At 63.4% G+C, this 18450-nt stretch carries 18 protein-coding genes; 17 read left to right on the forward strand and 1 reads right to left on the reverse strand.

Annotated elements, in window-relative coordinates; all coding sequences use genetic code 11:
* Position 1 precedes the first annotated feature (1 nt).
* The 13 genes from EOA16_RS07000 (at position 2) to EOA16_RS07060 (ending at position 12318) form a co-directional block, all read left to right on the forward strand.
* Positions 2–1108, forward strand: coding sequence for a DUF1513 domain-containing protein (locus EOA16_RS07000; protein ID WP_127256639.1), 1107 nt, complete (start codon positions 2–4; stop codon positions 1106–1108).
* A 95-nt stretch (positions 1109–1203) separates the two neighbouring features.
* Positions 1204–1881 carry a tRNA (adenosine(37)-N6)-threonylcarbamoyltransferase complex dimerization subunit type 1 TsaB gene (gene tsaB, locus EOA16_RS07005; protein WP_127256641.1) on the forward strand — a complete coding sequence of 226 codons (678 nt, stop codon included), beginning with the start codon at positions 1204–1206 and terminating at the stop codon, positions 1879–1881.
* Entirely contained in the window at positions 1882–2376 is a 495-nt protein-coding gene (gene rimI / locus EOA16_RS07010) for a ribosomal protein S18-alanine N-acetyltransferase (RefSeq protein ID WP_024503455.1), read from the forward strand.
* A gap of 21 nt (positions 2377–2397) precedes the next feature.
* On the forward strand, positions 2398–3198 hold the full coding sequence (locus tag EOA16_RS07015) for a 1-acyl-sn-glycerol-3-phosphate acyltransferase (protein WP_063169990.1): 801 nt from the start codon (positions 2398–2400) through the stop codon (positions 3196–3198).
* A 74-nt stretch (positions 3199–3272) separates the two neighbouring features.
* Complete coding sequence (miaB, locus tag EOA16_RS07020; RefSeq protein WP_127256643.1) at positions 3273–4712, forward strand: tRNA (N6-isopentenyl adenosine(37)-C2)-methylthiotransferase MiaB; 1440 nt, start codon at positions 3273–3275, stop codon at positions 4710–4712.
* A 53-nt stretch (positions 4713–4765) separates the two neighbouring features.
* The gene (locus EOA16_RS07025; protein ID WP_224699087.1) at positions 4766–5758 is read left to right on the forward strand and encodes a PhoH family protein; all 993 of its coding nucleotides are present in this window, start codon (positions 4766–4768) and stop codon (positions 5756–5758) included.
* Positions 5759–5776: 18 nt separating this feature from the next.
* Complete coding sequence (gene ybeY, locus EOA16_RS07030; protein ID WP_127256645.1) at positions 5777–6277, forward strand: rRNA maturation RNase YbeY; 501 nt, start codon at positions 5777–5779, stop codon at positions 6275–6277.
* Between the two features lie 28 nt (positions 6278–6305).
* Complete coding sequence (locus EOA16_RS07035; protein WP_127256647.1) at positions 6306–7418, forward strand: hemolysin family protein; 1113 nt, start codon at positions 6306–6308, stop codon at positions 7416–7418.
* A 16-nt stretch (positions 7419–7434) separates the two neighbouring features.
* Complete coding sequence (locus tag EOA16_RS07040) at positions 7435–7905, forward strand: VOC family protein (protein ID WP_127256649.1); 471 nt, start codon at positions 7435–7437, stop codon at positions 7903–7905.
* Between the two features lie 101 nt (positions 7906–8006).
* Positions 8007–9599: an apolipoprotein N-acyltransferase gene (gene lnt, locus EOA16_RS07045; RefSeq protein ID WP_127256651.1), complete on the forward strand. Its 1593-nt coding sequence runs from the start codon at positions 8007–8009 to the stop codon at positions 9597–9599.
* Between the two features lie 139 nt (positions 9600–9738).
* Positions 9739–10158, forward strand: coding sequence for a helix-turn-helix domain-containing protein (locus EOA16_RS07050; protein WP_127256653.1), 420 nt, complete (start codon positions 9739–9741; stop codon positions 10156–10158).
* Positions 10159–10327: 169 nt separating this feature from the next.
* Complete coding sequence (gene metK, locus EOA16_RS07055; protein ID WP_127256654.1) at positions 10328–11593, forward strand: methionine adenosyltransferase; 1266 nt, start codon at positions 10328–10330, stop codon at positions 11591–11593.
* Between the two features lie 23 nt (positions 11594–11616).
* Positions 11617–12318 carry a tRNA (guanosine(46)-N(7))-methyltransferase TrmB gene (locus EOA16_RS07060; protein WP_127256656.1) on the forward strand — a complete coding sequence of 234 codons (702 nt, stop codon included), beginning with the start codon at positions 11617–11619 and terminating at the stop codon, positions 12316–12318.
* Between the two features lie 54 nt (positions 12319–12372).
* Here the strand turns inward: EOA16_RS07060 and EOA16_RS07065 are convergent, their stop codons facing one another.
* Entirely contained in the window at positions 12373–12543 is a 171-nt protein-coding gene (locus tag EOA16_RS07065; RefSeq protein ID WP_164754130.1) for a hypothetical protein, read from the reverse strand.
* A gap of 281 nt (positions 12544–12824) precedes the next feature.
* On the opposite strand from EOA16_RS07065, the gene rimP reads away from it, so the two are divergent.
* Genes rimP through infB form a run of 4 tightly spaced genes read left to right on the forward strand, consistent with a single transcriptional unit; the run spans position 12825 to position 18370 of the window.
* Positions 12825–13472 (forward strand): ribosome maturation factor RimP, encoded by a 648-nt coding sequence (gene rimP / locus EOA16_RS07070; protein WP_127256658.1) that lies wholly within the window; start codon positions 12825–12827, stop codon positions 13470–13472.
* A 49-nt stretch (positions 13473–13521) separates the two neighbouring features.
* Positions 13522–15117, forward strand: coding sequence for a transcription termination factor NusA (gene nusA / locus EOA16_RS07075; RefSeq protein WP_013527896.1), 1596 nt, complete (start codon positions 13522–13524; stop codon positions 15115–15117).
* Positions 15118–15155: 38 nt separating this feature from the next.
* Entirely contained in the window at positions 15156–15806 is a 651-nt protein-coding gene (locus EOA16_RS07080) for an RNA-binding protein (protein WP_127256957.1), read from the forward strand.
* A complete protein-coding gene (gene infB / locus EOA16_RS07085) occupies positions 15803–18370 on the forward strand; it encodes a translation initiation factor IF-2 (RefSeq protein WP_127256660.1) in 2568 nt (855 codons plus the stop codon). Before EOA16_RS07080 ends, infB begins: the two co-directional genes overlap by 4 nt.
* Positions 18371–18450: the final 80 nt, after the last annotated feature.

An 18450-nucleotide genomic window follows, 5' to 3' on the forward strand; every position in this document is an offset into this window, starting at 1 on the left:
ATTGAAAACCCTTCTGATAGATCGCCGCGATTTCCTGAGAGCCGCAGGCGTTGGCTTCATAGCGGCGATGGCGCCATCGGCCTGGGCAACGACGCTTGCGGCCGACGCTGTCTTCGCCACCGCTTTCGTCAAACGCGACGGCAGCTTTGGCGCTGCCGTCCTGTCCGAGGCCGGCAAGGTCCTGCATGCGATCGACCTGCCCGATCGCGGCCACGACGTCACTTTCGATCCCATATCGAAACGCTCGGTGGTCTTCGCGCGCCAGCCCGGCACCTTCGCCGTGGTTTTCGACCACTCGGGCCGTGACGCGCCGATGACCATCGCCAGCATCGCCGGCCGGCATTTCTTCGGCCATGGCGTGTTCTCGGCCGACGGTGCGCTGCTCTATGCCACCGAAAACGACTTCGACAACGCCGCTGGCGTCGTCGGCGTCTACGATGCGCGGACCAAGTTCAACCGCATCGGCGAGTTCCCGACCTACGGCATGGGTCCGCACGAGCTTCTGCTGCTGGGCGACGGCAGGACGATCGCCGTTGCCAATGGCGGCATCGAGACCCATCCGGATTACGGCCGCGCCGAGCTCAACATCGCCACCATGAAGCCGTCCTACGTGCTGATCGACCGCGTTACCGGCGATCTCATCGAGAAACACGAATTGCCGGCCGCACTGCACCAGCTGTCGATCCGCCACATGGACACCGATCTGTCCGGAACCGTCTGGTTCGGCTGCCAGTACAGGGGGCCGGGCACCGATCGTCCGTTGCTGGTCGGTCGCGCCACGCGCGGCAAGGATTTGCAGCTGCTCGACATGCCGCAGGACGTTTTGTCCGGCTTCCGCAACTACATAGGCTCGGTCGCCGCCAATCCGGCTGCCGGCACGGTCGCGGTCTCCTCGCCGGAAGGCAACTCGCTTGTCGTGATCGATGCGGCCAGCGGCCGGGTCGTCACGAACAGCGCGTTGGTCGAGGTCTGCGGCGTGGCTCCCGATGGAACCGGCTTCATGGCCACCACCGGCGCCGGCGAGATCGTCGAGGGCAGCGGTGCGACACGCTCCGAACCGGACTATGTCTGGGACAACCACATGCTGCGCATCGAACAGGCCGCATAGGCTACAAGCGAAGCCGCTTGACGAATTATGCACTATCCCCTTGCGGTGGCGGGCCGTGGCGGGCACAGGGAATTGTTTTTCGAACCGGTTGCTTCATGAAATTGCTTGCCATCGACTGTGCCGCCAACCTCTGCGCCGCCTGCGTCTATGACGCGACGGCGAAGCGGGAGCTTGGCCGTTCGGTGCTCGATCTCGGCAAGGGTCATGCCGAACAGCTGATGGCGGTCATAGCCGAAGCGCTGGCGGCAAGCGCAATCGACTATGCAGGTCTTGGCACTATCGCCGTCTCCGTCGGCCCCGGTTCCTTCACCGGTCTGCGCGTCGGCGTCTCGACCGCGCGTGGCCTGGCGCTGGCGCTGAAGGTACCGGCGATCGGGGTGACGACACTGGAGGCGCTGGCTGCCGAAGCAGCAGCGGCATTTCCCGGTCGCGCCGTGCTGGCGGTGCTCGATGCCGGCCGTGAGGAGATCCACGCGGCCTTTTACGACCAAATGTCAGCCTTGACTTACGGTCCGGCCGTGGCCACGCTGGCTGACGTGGTGGCAATGGCGATGGAAACGTCTCCAGTGCTTGCCGGCACCGCGGCAGCGCTCATTAGCGCATCGGCCGGGCGCGAATTCGATGCCGGCCCTCGGACGGCCACCGCCGACATTGTCACCTACGCCCGACTGGCTGCCGCCAAGGGCGCGGGCGAACGGCCGAAACCACTCTATCTGCGCGGCGCCGACGCCAAGCCGCAGGCCGGGTTCATTCTTTCAAGGCAAGAAAATTAGATGCGCATACCTTTTCTCCAACCGCGCCGCCGGGACTATGCGCTCGAGCCGCTGAGGATCGCCGACAGTCCGGCGGTCTCGCTGCTGCATCGCGAGGACTTTGTCCGCCCCTGGACCGATGGCGAATTCGCCGCCTTGCTCGAACAGGACACGGTGTTCGGCTATGCCGCGCGCGAAACCGGACAGGGCTCCAAGCCGCCCGTCGGCTTCGTGCTGGCGAGGCTTGCGGCAGGCGAGGGCGAGATCCTGACCGTCGCGGTGGCGCGATCGCATCGCCGGCAGGGGCTGGGCTGGCAATTGATGGACGCGGTGTTGCGCGAACTGCACGCGCAGCGCGCCGAAGCGCTCTTCCTCGAGGTCGACGAGACCAATGTCGCGGCGATCGCGCTTTATCGTCGGCTGGGCTTCCGCGAGGTCGGCAAGCGGCCGAATTACTACAGATCGGCCGAACACGGACCGACCGGCGCGCTTGTCATGCGCCGCGATCTTCGCTAGCGAGACGGCCGGGATGGGGCGATGATCAAGAAAATCAGGATTTTCCTGGCGCTGGGCCTCGTTGTCGCCGGTTCGCTGGTCCTCGTGCCGTTACAGATCCTGTCGATGAAGACCGGCTGGTGGCCGGAAACCTTCATCCTCAAGATCTGGCACAGGCTGATCATCAGGGCGCTCGGCATGCGCATCCATGTCAAAGGAACGCTGTCCGACAAGCGCCCTTTGTTGGTGGCGTCCAATCACATCTCCTGGACCGACATCATGGTGCTGGGCTCTTTTGCCGATGTGAAGTTCATCGCGAGAGCCGATATGGAAGGCTGGCCGCTGATCGGCATGCTGTCGAAGCTGCAGCGCACCGTGTTCATCGAGCGCGAGCGCAAGCGTTCGTCGGGCGACCAGGCAAGCGAGATAGCCAGCCGCATGGCCAAGGGCGATGCGATGGTGCTGTTTGCCGAGGGCTCGACCGGTGACGGCAATATGGTCCTGCCGTTCAAGAGCACGCTGTTCGGCGCCGCCTCGATGGCCATTTCGGAAGGCGCGGCGGAACAGGTGTTCATCCAGCCGGTGGCGATCGCCTATACGCGTCTGCATGGCGTGCCGCTCGGCCGCCGGCATCGCCCGCTTGCCGCCTGGATCGGCGATGAGGATTTGATGCCGCATCTCAAGGTTCTGCTCGCGGAGGGCGCACTCGACGTCGAGGTGCATTTCGGCGAGGCAATCGCCTTTTCCAAGGGTTCGAACCGCAAGGAGACGTCGAAACTGATGGAAAGCCAGGTGCGTGAGATGATGCAGGCGGCGCTTGCCGACCCGCGGCCGAGCCGCTAGCCCCGGCATGCCCTTGCTGGCGCGGGCCGAGAATCGTCTGTTTTTTGTCACGGAAAGGCGTTAGAAGCCGCCTTATGGACTTGAACACGATAGAAAGCGACGACATCGGCACTACGGCTGGACAGCCGGCGGTGCTTCCCGCGGCAGCGAGAAAAGTCTTCATCAAGACCTATGGCTGCCAGATGAATGTCTATGATTCACAGCGTATGGCCGATGCGCTGGCTGCCGACGGCTATTCCGCGACCGATGCCATTGGCGAGGCTGACCTGGTGCTGCTGAACACCTGTCATATCAGGGAGAAGGCGGCCGAAAAGGTCTATTCCGAGCTCGGCCGTATCCGCGACATGAAAGCCGAGCGTGCCCTGGCCGGCCGCGAGATGCTGGTCGGCGTCGCCGGCTGCGTGGCGCAGGCCGAAGGCGCCGAGATCATCCGCCGTTCGCCGGCCGTCGACCTGGTCATCGGCCCGCAGACTTATCACCGGCTTCCCGACGTGCTGGCGCGGGTGCGCGGCGGCGAAAAGATCGTCGAGACCGACTACGCCATCGAGGACAAGTTCGAGCATCTGCCGCAGCCCAAGCGCGCCGAGGTCATCAAGCGCGGCGTCACCGCCTTCCTCACCGTGCAGGAAGGCTGCGACAAGTTCTGCACCTTCTGCGTTGTGCCCTACACAAGGGGCTCCGAAGTCTCCCGGTCGGTGGCGCAGATTGTCGCGGAGGCTGAGCGCCTGGCCGAAGCCGGCGTGCGCGAAGTGACGCTGCTTGGCCAGAACGTCAATGCCTGGCATGGCCAGGGCGAGAACGGCCAGGAGTGGGGCCTTGGCCGCCTGCTGTTCAGGCTGGCCGAAATCCCCGGGCTGGCGCGTCTGCGCTACACCACCAGCCACCCGCGCGACATGGATGACGAACTGATAGCGGCTCATCGCGATCTGCCGGCGTTGATGCCCTATCTGCATCTGCCGGTGCAATCAGGCTCCGATCGTATCCTCAAGACGATGAATCGCCGGCACACGGCGGGGGATTATCTGGCGCTGCTCGACCGTATCCGTACCGCGCGGCCTGACATCGCGCTCTCCGGCGACTTCATCGTCGGCTTTCCCGGCGAGACCGAGGCGGATTTCGAGGCGACGATGGAACTGGTGCGTCAGGTGAATTACGCCTCGGCCTTCTCGTTCAAATATTCGCCGCGCCCCGGCACGCCAGGCGCCGAAATGTCCGATCATGTGCCGGAAACGGTCAAGGACGAGCGCTTGCAGCGGCTGCAGGCTCTGCTTGTGAAACAGCAGCAGGATTTCGGCTTGAGCCTCGTTGGAAGCACCATCGACACGCTGATCGAGAAGCCCGGCCGTCAGGCCGGCCAGAAGGTTGGCCGCTCACCTTGGCTGCAGCCGGTTATTGTTGATGAAAAGGCCGGCGAAATCGGTGACATTATCCAGGTGCGAATCACGAAGACGGGCTACAACAGCCTGTTCGCCGAATTGGCCCGAGGGTCTCGGCAGATGAGGAGAGACGGTTGAGCGCAGCAGAGCTGAAGAACCTGCCCCCGGTACCGGCATCTGGGGCTTCTGACATGGCGCACATCGTTCTGACTTTCGACAACAACAAGCTTGCCAGCGCCCTTTATGGTCAGTTCGACGAAAACCTCGCCAGGCTGGAGCAGAAGCTTGGCGTCGACATCCGCTCACGCGGCAACCAGCTGACCATCAAGGGTTCGGCGTCGGCCGCCGAGCAGGCGCGCCGTGCGCTCGACAATCTCTACGGCATTCTCCAGAAGGGCGTCGATATCGGCCAGTCCGACGTCGACGGCGCAGTGCGCATGGCGATCGCCGCCGACGATCAGCTGACGCTGCCAACGCTGGAACGCAAGGGCAAGGTCTCCGCTGCCCAGATCACCACCCGCAAGAAGACGATCTATGCCCGCTCGCTCAACCAGGACGCCTATATGCGGGCGCTGGAACGGTCGGAACTGGTGTTCGGCATCGGCCCGGCCGGCACCGGCAAGACCTATCTGGCGGTGGCGCATGCGGCGATGCTGCTCGAGCGCGGCATGGTCGAGCGCATCATTCTCTCGCGGCCTGCGGTCGAGGCCGGCGAACGGCTGGGCTTCCTGCCTGGCGACATGAAGGAGAAGGTCGATCCCTATCTGCGGCCGCTCTATGACGCGCTCTACGACATGATGCCGGCCGACAAGGTCGAGCGCGCCATTGCCGCCGAAGTGATCGAGATCGCGCCGCTCGCCTTCATGCGCGGCCGCACGCTGGCGCATGCCGCCGTCATCCTCGACGAGGCGCAGAACACCACGCCGATGCAGATGAAGATGTTCCTGACGCGTCTGGGCGAAAACTCGCGGATGATCGTCACCGGCGATCCGACCCAGATCGACCTTCCCTCGAACACCAAATCGGGCTTGGTCGAAGCCTTGCGGGTGCTGGACGGCGTGGCGGGCGCGGTCACCGTGCGCTTCAACGACGGCGACGTGGTCCGCCATCCGCTGGTGGCGGAAATCGTCAGGGCCTACGACCGGGACGCCAAGCTGGCGCGTGGCCTCGGCGCCGAGAATTGACGTTGGCGATGCGGCTTCATGCCTGAGGACATAATATCCGGCGACGGGACTGTTCCCGTCGACATCGACATATCGATTGAGGCGGGCAACTGGCCCGACGAGGCAAGCCTGACGCGGCTGGTCGATCGCGCCGTCAAGGCGGCTTGTGCCGAAACCGGCGTTAAGGGCCGTTCCGAACTCAGCCTCGTTTTTACCGACGACGCCCATATCCAGGTTCTCAACGCCGGCTGGCGCGACAAGGACAAACCGACCAACGTCTTGTCTTTCCCGGCTTTTCCGTTTGCGCAAGGCGGTCCGTTGCCGCCGATGCTGGGCGACATCGTGCTGGCCGCCGAAACGGTCGCCCATGAAGCGGCACTGGAAGACAAGCCGGTCGAGAACCATATCACCCATCTCGTCATCCACGGCCTGCTGCATCTGCTGGGCTACGATCACGAGACCGACACTGAGGCCGAGGCGATGGAAGCCGTCGAACGCGCAGCGCTCGCAAGGCTTGCCATTCCTGACCCCTACGCGTAACTACATCTGACCAATTGACCGGACGACGATGAACGACAAACCAGAGACTGCCGCCCGCCCCGACGCCGGCAGTGCGACCAAGGCTTCCGATACGTCGGAAGAGGGATCAAGTCCGAGTACCGTCACCTCTGGTGCTAGCAGTACCTCCGCTGCTGCCGGCACCGGCAGCGCTGTCGGCGAAACATCGCCTGCCGGTCCATCCCTGTTCGACCGCGTTCTGGGCCTGTTCAGGCAACGCAACGGAACCAGCCTGCGTGAGGAAATCGCCGGCGCGCTTGCCGAAACGACGAGCGATGCCGGCGCCTTCTCGCCCGGCGAACGCGCCATGCTCAACAACATCCTGCGGCTGCGCGAAGTGCGCGTCGAGGACGTCATGGTACCGCGCACCGATATCCAGGGGGTCGAGATCACGACGACGCTCGGCGATCTGCTGGGCACTTTCGAACAATCCGGCCATTCGCGTATGCCGGTCTATTCCGAGACGCTCGATGATCCGCGCGGCATGGTCCATATCCGTGACGTGCTGGCTCACATCACCAAGATCGCGCGCGTCAAGAAGGGCCGCACGACCAGGAAAACGCCTGCCGCCACGGTACTCGACCTCGCCCAGGTCGATCTTGCGCGCACCATTGGCGACCTCAATCTGATCCGCCCGGTGCTGTTCGTGCCGCCGTCGATGCTTGCCTCCGACCTCATGGGCCGCATGCAGACGACGCGCACCCAGATGGCGCTGGTCATCGACGAATATGGCGGCACCGACGGTCTTGCCTCGCTGGAGGACATTGTCGAGATGGTGGTCGGCGACATCGAGGACGAGCATGACGACGACGAGCCGATGATCATCCAGAGCGGCGACGGCGTGTTCATCGTCGACGGCAAGGCCGAGATCGACGACGTCGCCAAGATGATCGGCGGGGATTTCGCCGCCGGCGAACATGGCGAATATGTCGACACGATCGGCGGCATGATCTTCAACACGCTTGGCCGCGTTCCGGCCCGCGGCGAGGTGGTGCAGGCCATACCCGGCTTCGAGTTCCACGTCCTCGACGCCGATCCGCGCCGCGTCAAGCGCGTGCGCATCGTGCAGAGCCAGAAGGGTGAGCGCCGCCGGCGCGCCACCGCGCGCACCGAACAGGCGTAAGCGTTACGCTCGCCCGATGACTGTCGACGACCCATTCAAGCATCCAAGTCTGGGCTCCGGTGTTTTCTATAAGGACCCTCGTGCCGCGCTGGACTGGCTGGAAGCAGCCTTCGGCTTCGAGCGCAGCATGGTGGTCAGCGATGCCGAGGGAACGCTCGTCCACGCCGAGATGCGGTTCGGCGACGGATACATCATCGTCGATTCCGAATGGACCGACCACGTCGCCAGCCCGGCTTCCGTCTCGGGCAAGAACACTCAGTCGGTCTATATCAGGCTGAAGGACGGCATCGACGTCCATTGCGAGCAGGCTCGTGCGGCCGGTGCTGATATAATCCAGGAGCCGACGGATCAGTTCTACGGCGAGCGCCAGTATCGGGCTCGCGACCCCGAGGGCCATGTCTGGACCTTCACACAGACCATCCGCTCGGTTCCGCGCGAGGAGGCCGAACGGCTGGGCGGCGTTCAAATCGACGGTTGGCACCGGTAGAGCTGGGCCGGAGCTTGCATCACAGCGGCCATCCGGCGTTTGGAGCGCGGACCGTGGCCTGTTAAATCTTGCGTCCTGATTCGCGCGACTCGGAAGTATGCATGGAGCGCCTCACCGGCCGGATAATTCTGCTTTGGGGTTGGCGGCGTGCGCTCGTGGCGTTTCTCGCAGGCGCCCTGGCGGTGCTTGGGCAGGCGCCTTACGACTTCTTCGCCGCCTGTTTCGTCTCGTTTCCGCTGCTGGTCTGGCTGCTCGACGGCGCCACCGGCGAAGCTTCCGGCAGCTTGTTTCGTCGCCTGCGGCCGGCTTTCGCCGTCGGTTGGTGGTTCGGTTTCGGCTATTTCCTCGCCGGCCTCTGGTGGATCGGTTCGGCGCTGCTGGTCGAGGCCGACAGCTTTGCCTGGGCGCTTCCCTTCGCGGTGGTCGGCATTCCTTTCATGCTCGCCTTTTTCTACGGCTTTGCGGCAATCGTTGCTCGGCTGCTGTGGAGCAACGACATTGGCCGCATCGCCGCCCTTGCCTTCGGCTTCGGCCTGGCGGAATGGCTGCGCGATTTCCTGTTCACCGGTTTTCCCTGGAATGCCGTCGGCTACGCGGCCATGCCCGTGCCGCTGCTGATGCAGAGCGTCTCGGTGACGGGCATGATCGGCATGAACGCGCTCGCGGTGTTCGTCTTCGCACTGCCGGCACTGCTGGCGGCACGTCGGCATCTGCGCCTCGGCGCGGCACTGTTTGTGGTGCTCGCCGCCGCCCATGTCGGCTTCGGCTATGCCAGGCTTGCCGCTCCCGAACCGCCGGCTTCACACAGCCTGGATGTCCGCATCGTCCAGCCGGCCGTGGACCTGTCGGAAAAATGGGATGCCTCGGTGCGCGACCGCATCTTCGCGGTCCTGATGGGGCTCTCGGCCAAGGCGCCGGACCCAGGCCATCAAAAACCGCAACTGATCCTGTGGCCCGAAACCTCGGTGCCTTTCCTCTTCACCGAGCGTCCGGACGCATTGACGGCGCTGGGGGACATGCTCGGACCCGGCCAGATGCTGATTGCCGGCGTCGTTCGCGAGGAAGGCGGTTCGGCCGCGAATGCCGACAGCCGTTACTACAACTCTGTGGTGGCGATCGACGACAAGGGTGAAATCACGGACGCAGTCGACAAGGTTCACCTTGTGCCGTTCGGCGAATACCTGCCCTTCGCCGATCTGCTCCAGCGTTTCGGCATCGAGCAACTGGTTGCCGGGCCGATGAGTTTCGCGGCCGGCAATGAGCGGCACGCCATCACGCTGCCCGATGGCATCCGTGCGCTGCCATTTATCTGTTATGAGGTGATCTTTCCCGATCTTGTGGCAGTTGACGCTGCGTCAGCGCAGCTTATTGTGAACGTTACCAACGATGCGTGGTTCGGCGACACGCCGGGTCCGTATCAGCATTTCAGGCAGGCCCAGATCCGTGCGGTGGAAAATGGATTGCCATTGGTGCGTGTTGCCAACAACGGCATCTCGGCCGTCGTGGATCCGCGCGGGCGTATCGTCGATGCGCTTGCGATCGACGCGCGCGGCGCCATCGATGCCCACATACCGATTTCCGGACAAGCTGTCATATCTCCCGGCCAACGGCGCATTAACGGAATGCTGATCATGTTGCTGTTTGCCGTTGGGGCAGCGCTGTTGAACGTAAGGCAAAGGCTACGGGTGAATTGACAGCCAACACATTAGAAACTCATACTGTAAGTGCCTGAAAATTTCTCGAAGCCGGTGGATCGTTCTGTTGGGGCAGTTGCCTCCGGCTTCGTTCGGGCAGGAAAAAATAGAAAAGCCGAAAAAATTCGGCGAGGAAAAAATGACAGAAGACAACAAGAAGAAACCGAATCCGATCGACATCCATGTTGGCAGTCGCATTCGGCTTCGCCGCAACATGCTGGGAATGAGCCAGGAAAAGCTGGGAGAAAACCTCGGCATCACATTTCAACAGATTCAGAAATATGAAAAAGGCACCAACCGCGTCGGTGCCAGCCGATTGCAGGCGATAGCGTCCATACTCGGCGTGCCTGTCGCCTTCTTTTTCGAGGACGCGCCCGGCCAGGAGCCCGTGGCGGGCCGTGGATTTGCCGAGGACGCGTCGATGGCTTTCGCCGTCGAATTCTGCGGCAGTCCCGAAGGCCTCCAGCTCAACCGGGCCTTTGTCAAGATCGCCGATGCCAAGGTGCGCCGCAGGATCATAGACCTGGTCAAGTCCCTCTCCAGCGACGATCCCGACTGATCCTCAATTACGCCGCCACCGCCGGCGCCCTGCCGCTGGTGGCACAAGATAACTGCATCGACATTCAGGCCAGAGCCGAAGCACCGCTTGACGAGCGGCGCTTCGCCCCGCTAACACGTGGCGCGCCAAAATCGGCAGCCTGCCGATCGTTTTTCAAGAGGGGACACCCGTGACGCGGCAGAACTACTTCTTTACCTCGGAATCCGTTGCCGAGGGCCATCCCGACAAAGTCTGCGACCGGATTTCCGACGAGATCGTCGATCTGGTCTATCGCGAAGCCAAGAAGACCGGCATGGATCCGTGGAAAGTCCGTGTCGCCTGCGAGACGCTGGCCACCACCAACCGTGTCGTCATCGCCGGCGAAGTGCGTGTTCCGGACACGCTGCTCAAGAGGGACAAGGCCGGCAATATTCTCAAGGATGCCGCCGGGCATTCGGTCGTCAATCCGGCCAAGTTCAAGTCGGTCGCTCGCAAGGCGATCCGCGAAATCGGCTACGAGCAGGCCGGCTTCCACTGGAAAACGGCGAAGATCGAGGTTCTGCTGCACGGCCAGTCTCCTGACATCGGCCAAGGCGTCGACAATGCCTCCGACCGTCAGGGCGAAGAGGGTGCCGGCGACCAAGGCATCATGTTCGGTTACGCCTGCCGCGAGACGCCGGATCTGATGCCGGCGCCGATCTACTACAGCCACAAGATCCTCGAACTGCTGGCTGCCGCCCGTCACGAGGGCAGCGGTGAAGCCGGCAAGCTCGGGCCGGACGCCAAGAGCCAGGTCACCGTTCGCTATGTCGACGGCAAGGCCGCCGAAGCGACGCAGATCGTGCTGTCCACGCAGCATCTCGATGCGAGCTGGGATTCGAAGAAGGTCCGCAAGGTCGTCGAACCCTATATCCGGGAGGCGCTGGGCGAGCTGAAGATCGCCGACAACTGCATGTGGTACATCAATCCGACCGGCAAGTTCGTCATTGGCGGACCGGACGGCGACGCCGGGCTGACCGGCCGCAAGATCATCGTCGACACCTATGGCGGTGCCGCACCGCATGGCGGCGGCGCCTTCTCCGGCAAGGACACCACCAAGGTGGATCGTTCGGCGGCCTATGCAGCACGCTATCTGGCCAAGAACGTCGTGGCGGCGAAACTCGCCGACCGCTGCACCATCCAGCTTTCCTACGCTATCGGCGTTGCCCAGCCGCTGTCGGTCTATGTCGACCTGCACGGCACCGGCAAGGTCGACGAGGCAAAGCTCGAGGAGGCGCTGCGCACCGTGATGGATCTGTCGCCGTCCGGCATCCGCCGCCATCTCGATCTCAACAAGCCGATCTATGCCAAGACGTCGTCCTACGGCCATTTCGGCCGCAAGGCCGGCCGTGATGGGTCTTTCTCCTGGGAAAAGACCGATCTCGCCAAGGCGCTCAAGGACGCGGTCGCCGCCTGACAGCGGCGCCGCAAAGTCCCGCCATGGATCCGAAGGACAGACCAAGCCGCGCGACCGAAGCTTTTTTCGGTCGCCGGCGCGGCAAGACCATGCGTCCGCAGCAGGCGGCCGCTCTGGAAAGCGGTTTCGGCACATACCGGCTCGATCTGACGGCTGAACCGCCGGCCGATCTGCGCATTCTGTTTGAAGCCGATGTTAGCGCGATTCGCCTCGAGATCGGCTTCGGTGGCGGCGAACATCTCCTGCATCGCGGGATCGAGGCGCCTTCGATCGGTTTCATCGGCGTCGAGCCGTTCGTCAACGGCATGGCCAAGATGATGATGGCGGTGCGCGAGAAACCGCTCGCCAATCTGCGGGTTTATGACGACGACGCCACCCGGCTGCTCGACTGGCTGCCGCAAGCCTCGCTCGACGGCATCGATCTGCTCTATCCCGATCCCTGGCCGAAGAAGAAACACTGGAAGCGGCGCTTCGTCAGCCCGGTCAATCTCGAGCGGTTCGCGCGTGTGCTGAAGCCTGGTTCAAAATTCCGCTTCGCGTCCGATATCGACACCTATGTCAACTGGACCCTGCTGCACTGCCGTGCGCATGGCGCGTTCGCGTGGCAGGCTTCGGAGGCGGCGGATTGGCACCGGCCTTACAATGGCTGGCCGGGGACGCGTTACGAGGCGAAGGCCATTCGTGAGGGACGGCGGCCGGCCTATCTCACTTTTGTCAGAACATAGGCCCGCCCAAGGCGCACTAGCGTTGCAAAGGCGGGTATCATCCACTCGCCAGGTTCAGAAACGGCCGATCCTGTTGAAGACAGCCGGATCCACACCGAGCTTGCGCAAATCGCCGGCGCGCGGCTTGCGGCCCGCTTCCACGGCACGCGAGGCAGCGACTGCGCTGCCAAATGTCGTGAAGAGTTCGCCGATGGCGGATAAGATCTTGCGGTTGGTCATGGTCATGCCCTTTCGGTGCTGTGTCGTGCAATCATCTTTGTGCAATGCACCGCAGATGGGGATGCCGCGGCAAAGCTCACAGGGGTTTCGCCGCATGGAGGCCATGCGTCTGGCGCAACACTGGCGCCACACGGCTTTTGTTCGGCCTGCACGGCGGGCTTGAAACACCGGCCATGATCGTTTATATCAGCCTCAAATTCTTGGTCGGTATGACGAAGAGTGGGTCCACCCGGTCCCGCTCTTTTTTATTACCTGCCGATAACTTCGGTTAGAGCGACAGGACTTCAATGACTGCAACGGCAAACGAGGGCGACGATCGCATCATCCGCGAAAGCGGCATCGATGCGCGCATCGCGCTGATCGTCCAGCCGGTCCTGCGTGGCATCGGCTTCCGCCTCGTGCGGGTGCATCTGTCGGGTCAGAACGGGCTGACGCTGCAGATCATGGCCGAACGCGAGGACGGCACCATGACCGTCGAGGATTGCGAAGAGGTCAGCCGCGCGGTGTCGCCGTCGCTCGATGTCGACGATCCGATCGAAAAGGCCTATCACCTTGAGGTCTCGTCGCCCGGCATCGACCGGCCGCTGGTCCGCAAATCGGATTTCACGACCTGGACGGGCCATCTGGTGAAGATGGAAACATCGATCGTCGTTGCCGACCGCAAGCGGTTCAAGGGCAAGATCGTCGAGGCCGGCGAAGACGATGTGCTGATCGAGCGCGAAAAGGCTGCCTATGGCGAGGAGCCGACGGTGCGGGTCCCCTATGACGCGATTTCCGAAACGCGCCTGATCCTGACCGACGATCTCATCCGCGATGCCCTGTCGAAGGACAACAGGGCGCGCAAGGAAGCCAAAAGACACCGCGGCGAACCGGACGATGACGTACCCGAGGGTACGGAAACGGACGCCACGGTAGAACACGAACAGGAACTATGATTGAGCTGCCGGGCGCAAAGGTCCGGCAAACAGGCTCGGGAGAAAAACGATGGTTGTAAGCGCCAACAGACTTGAACTGCTGCAGATCGCCGACGCGGTCGCGCGTGAAAAGTCGATCGACAAGTCGATCGTTATCGCCGCCATGGCCGATGCGATCCAGAAGGCGGCGCGCTCGCGTTACGGTCAGGAGACCAACATCCGCGCCGACATCAACCCGAACACCGGTGAGATGAAGCTGCAGCGGCTGATGGAAGTGGTTGAGAAGGTCGATGACTACGCCACGCAGATCGCCATTTCCTCGGCTCGCGAGCGCAATCCGGACGCCCAGCTCGGCGACTTCATCGCCGAACAGCTGCCGCCCATGGATTTCGGCCGCATCGCCGCCCAGTCGGCCAAGCAGGTCATCGTCCAGAAGGTCCGCGAGGCCGAACGCGACCGCCAGTATGACGAGTACAAGGACCGCATCGGCGAGATCGTCAACGGCACCGTCAAGCGCGTCGAATACGGCAACGTCATCGTCGATCTCGGCCGCGGCGAAGCGATCATCCGCCGCGATGAGCTGATCCCGCGCGAGAACTACAAATATGGCGACCGCGTCCGCGCCTATGTCTACGATGTGCGCCGCGAGCAGCGCGGCCCGCAGATTTTCCTGTCGCGTACCCATCCGCAGTTCATGGCCAAGCTGTTCACCATGGAAGTGCCGGAAATCTATGACGGCATCATCGAGATCAAGTCGGTCGCCCGCGACCCAGGTTCGCGCGCCAAGATCGCCGTCATCTCGCGCGACAGCTCGATCGATCCGGTCGGCGCCTGCGTCGGCATGCGCGGCAGCCGCGTCCAGGCCGTCGTCGGCGAATTGCAGGGCGAGAAGATCGACATCATTCCGTGGTCGCCTTCGGCGGCGTCCTTCATCGTCAACGCGCTGCAGCCGGCGGAAGTCGCCAAGGTCGTGCTCGACGAGGATGCCGAACGCATCGAAGTCGTGGTTCCCGACGACCAGCTGTCGCTGGCCATCGGCCGCCGCGGTCAGAACGTGCGTCTCGCTTCGCAGCTGACCGGTTGGGATATCGACATCCTGACCGAGGCCGAAGAATCCGAGCGCCGCCAGAAGGAATTCGTCGAGCGTTCGTCGCTGTTCATGGAAGCCCTCGACGTCGACGAGATGGTCGGCCAGGTGCTGGCCTCCGAAGGCTTCACCAGCGTTGAGGAAGTCGCGTATGTTGATTCCGGCGAGATCGCCTCGATCGACGGTTTCGACGAGGACACCGCTTCGGAAATCCAGACCCGCGCACGCGAATATCTGGAGAAGATCGAGGCCGAGCACGACGACAAGCGCAAGGCGCTCGGCGTTTCGGACGAATTGCGCGAAATCCCCGGCGTCACCACCGCCATGATGGTGACGCTTGGCGAGGACGGCGTGAAGACGATCGAGGATTTCGCCGGCTATGCCGCCGACGACCTGACCGGCTGGAAGGAACGCAAGGACGGCGAGACAAAAGTCTATCCGGGCGTGCTGGCCAATCATGGCGTGACCCGCGCAGACGCCGAACAGATGGTTCTGGCCGCCCGCCTCAAGGCCGGCTGGATCACCGAAGACGAGCTTGCAGCCGAAGAAGTCTCGGCTGACGAAGCCGTTGGTGCGTGAGGTGAAACCGCATCGCACCGAACCCGCCCTTGGACGAGATGAACGATCGCACCTGCATCGTTACGCGCAAACAAGCCGAACCGGATGATCTGATCCGGTTCGTCGTCGGCCCGGATTCGGCCGTCGTTCCCGACATCAAGAGAAATCTGCCCGGTCGCGGTTGCTGGGTGAGCGCCGACCGCCTACATATCGACAAGGCTGCGGCGAAGAACCTCTTTGCCCGCGCCTTCAAGGCACAGGTGGTCGTGCCGCCCGATCTCGGCGGCATGGTCGACGGGCTGCTTTCCAGGTACGCTCTGGGCATGCTTGGTCTTGCCCGTAAGGCGGGCGCAATTTCGCTTGGCGCTACCAAGGTCGAAAGTGCTGTCCGCGGTGGATTGGCGCTTTTCGTGCTTCACGCGACCGAGGCGTCCGACGACGGCGTGCGCAAGATCAGCCAGGCGCGACGGGCAACAGTCCATCTCGGCGGGCCCGCCATCCTTGCCTACAAACTTTTCTCCGAGGCCGAGTTGAGCTTGGCATTGGGGGGTACAAATGTGATACATGCTGCCGTTCTCGCGGGAGACGCGGGCAGGGCGGTCCAGAAGCGCATGGTTGCGCTCGACCGGTATCGGGGCGGTTCCCCGGACGATCTGGCAATGCTTGCGGCTGTTGCTGACGAAGATGATGCCGCAGAGGATATGGAATGAGCGATACGAAATCGGGTGACGACAATACGCTGAGTGTGACGCCGAAGAAGACTTTGACGCTGAAGCGCCCCGGTATGGAACAGGGCACCGTGCGCCAGAACTTCTCGCACGGCCGCACCAAGCAGGTCGTCGTCGAAACCAAGAAGCGCAAGTTCTCGATGCCCGGTGACAAGCCGGAGCCTGTTGCCGCCCCCGTCTTCACACCGAAGCCGGCGGTCGTGGCCGCACCCGTCGTCGTGCCGGAAGCACCGAAGGCGCCGCAGCCACCGGCCCCGGTCGAGCGCAGCGGCATGGTGCTGAACGAACTTTCGCGCAGTGAAATGGAAGCACGCCGCAGGGCGCTCGAGGGCTCGAAGGTTCGCGAGGTCGAGGACCGCCAGCGCGCCGCCGAGGATGCCAAGCGTCGCGCCGAGGACGAAGAGCGCCGCAAGCGCGAACGTGATGAATCCGCGCGCCGTCAGGCCGAGGAAGAGGCGCGGTTGCAGACCGAAGCCGAGTCCCGCCGTCGGGCCGAGGAAGAGGCCCGTCGCCGCGCGCCATTGGCTGCCGAACTGGCAACAGTCGATGACGAGGAAGGGGCCAAGCCGAAGCGGGCGGGTGCCGGTGTGCCGGTGCGCCGTCCGGTCACGCCCGAAGTGGCGCGTCCGGCCAAGCCGACCAAGAGCGAGGAAGACCGCCGCCGTGGCAAGCTGACGCTGAATTCGGCATTGTCCGACGAAGATGCGCGAGCCCGTTCACTGTCGTCGATGCGTCGTCGCCAGGAAAAATTCAAGCGCGCGATGCACAATGAGCCGCGCGAGAAAGTTATGCGCGAAGTGATCCTGCCCGAGACCATTACCATCCAGGAACTGGCGCAACGCATGTCCGAGCGCGCGGTCGACCTGGTCAAGTTCTTCATGAAGCAGGGCCAGATCCTGAAGCCGGGCGACGTCATCGACGCCGACACGGCCGAGCTGGTTGCCACCGAATTCGGCCACACGGTCCGCCGCGTCGCCGAGTCCGACATCGAGGAAGGCCTGTTCAACATCGCCGACAATGCCGAGGACCTGGTGTCGCGTCCGCCTGTCGTGACGATCATGGGCCACGTCGATCATGGCAAGACCTCGCTGCTCGACGCGATCCGCAACGCCAATGTCGTTTCCGGCGAAGCCGGCGGCATCACCCAGCATATCGGCGCCTACCAGGTCGAGAAGAATGGTCACAAGATCACCTTCATCGACACGCCCGGCCACGCCGCCTTCACGGCGATGCGTGCTCGTGGCGCCCAGGCGACCGACATTGCCATCCTGGTGGTTGCGGCCGATGACAGCGTCATGCCGCAGACGATCGAATCGATCAGCCATGCCAAGGCGGCTGGCGTTCCGATCATCGTGGCGATCAACAAGATCGACAAGCATGATGCCGATCCGCAGAAAGTGCGCTCCGAACTGCTGCGCCACGAGGTCTTCGTCGAATCCATGGGCGGTGAAGTTCTGGACGTCGAAGTGTCGGCGACCAAGGGCACCAATCTCGACAAGCTGCTCGAGGCGATCCTGCTGCAGGCCGAAATTCTCGACCTGAAGGCCAATCCGGATCGTACCGCCGAGGGTGTCGTCATCGAAGCCCAGCTCGACAAGGGCCGTGGTCCCGTTGCCACCGTGCTGGTGCAGACCGGCACGCTGATGCCGGGCGACATCCTTGTTGCCGGCAACGAATGGGGCCGGGTGCGTGCGCTGGTCAACGATCGTGGCGTGCAGATCAAGGAAGCGCCGCCGGCGATGCCGGTGGAAGTGCTTGGCTTGCAGGGCACCCCGCAGGCCGGCGACCGCTTTGCCGTGGTCAACAACGAGGCCCGTGCCCGCGAGATCACCGAATACCGCCAGCGTCTGGCGCGCGAGAAGGCAGTTGCCAAGCATGCCGGCCAGCGCGGTTCGCTCGAGCAGATGATGTCGCAATTGCAGACAAGCGGGCTGAAGGAATTTCCGCTGGTCATCAAGGGCGACGTGCAGGGCTCGATCGAGGCGATCAACGCTGCACTCGACAAGCTCGGCACCGACGAAGTGCGTGCGCGCATCGTCCATGCCGGCGCTGGCGCCATCACCGAAAGCGACGTGTCGCTGGCCGAGACTTCGGGTGCGGCGATCATCGGCTTCAATGTCCGCGCCAACGTCCAGGCGCGTGCCGCTGCAGTGGCAGCTGGCATCGAGATCCGCTACTACTCGATCATCTACAACCTTGTGGATGACGTGAAGGCGGCTCTGTCGGGCCTGCTGTCGCCGGAGCGTCGCGAGACCTTCATCGGCAACGCGCAGATCCTCGAAATCTTCGACATCACCAAGGTCGGCAAGATCGCCGGCTGCCGTGTCACCGAAGGCAAGGTCGAGCGTGGTGCCGGTGTGCGCCTGATCCGCGACAACGTCGTCATCCACGAAGGCACGCTGAAGACCCTGAAGCGCTTCAAGGACGAAGTCTCGGAAGTCCCCGGCGGCCAGGAATGCGGCATGGCCTTCCAGAACTACGAGGATATGCGCGTCGGCGACGTCATCGAGTGCTTCCGCGTCGAGATGGTGACCCGGACACTCTGAGTTCGAGTGACTTGTCCATACCGGGCGGTGGCCGAAAGGCCGCCGCCCGAGGTCTATTGAGAACGACCCATATGAGACAT

The sequence above is a fragment of the Mesorhizobium sp. M7A.F.Ca.US.008.03.1.1 genome (genome assembly GCF_003997495.1).
In the GTDB taxonomy this organism is placed as follows: domain Bacteria; phylum Pseudomonadota; class Alphaproteobacteria; order Rhizobiales; family Rhizobiaceae; genus Mesorhizobium.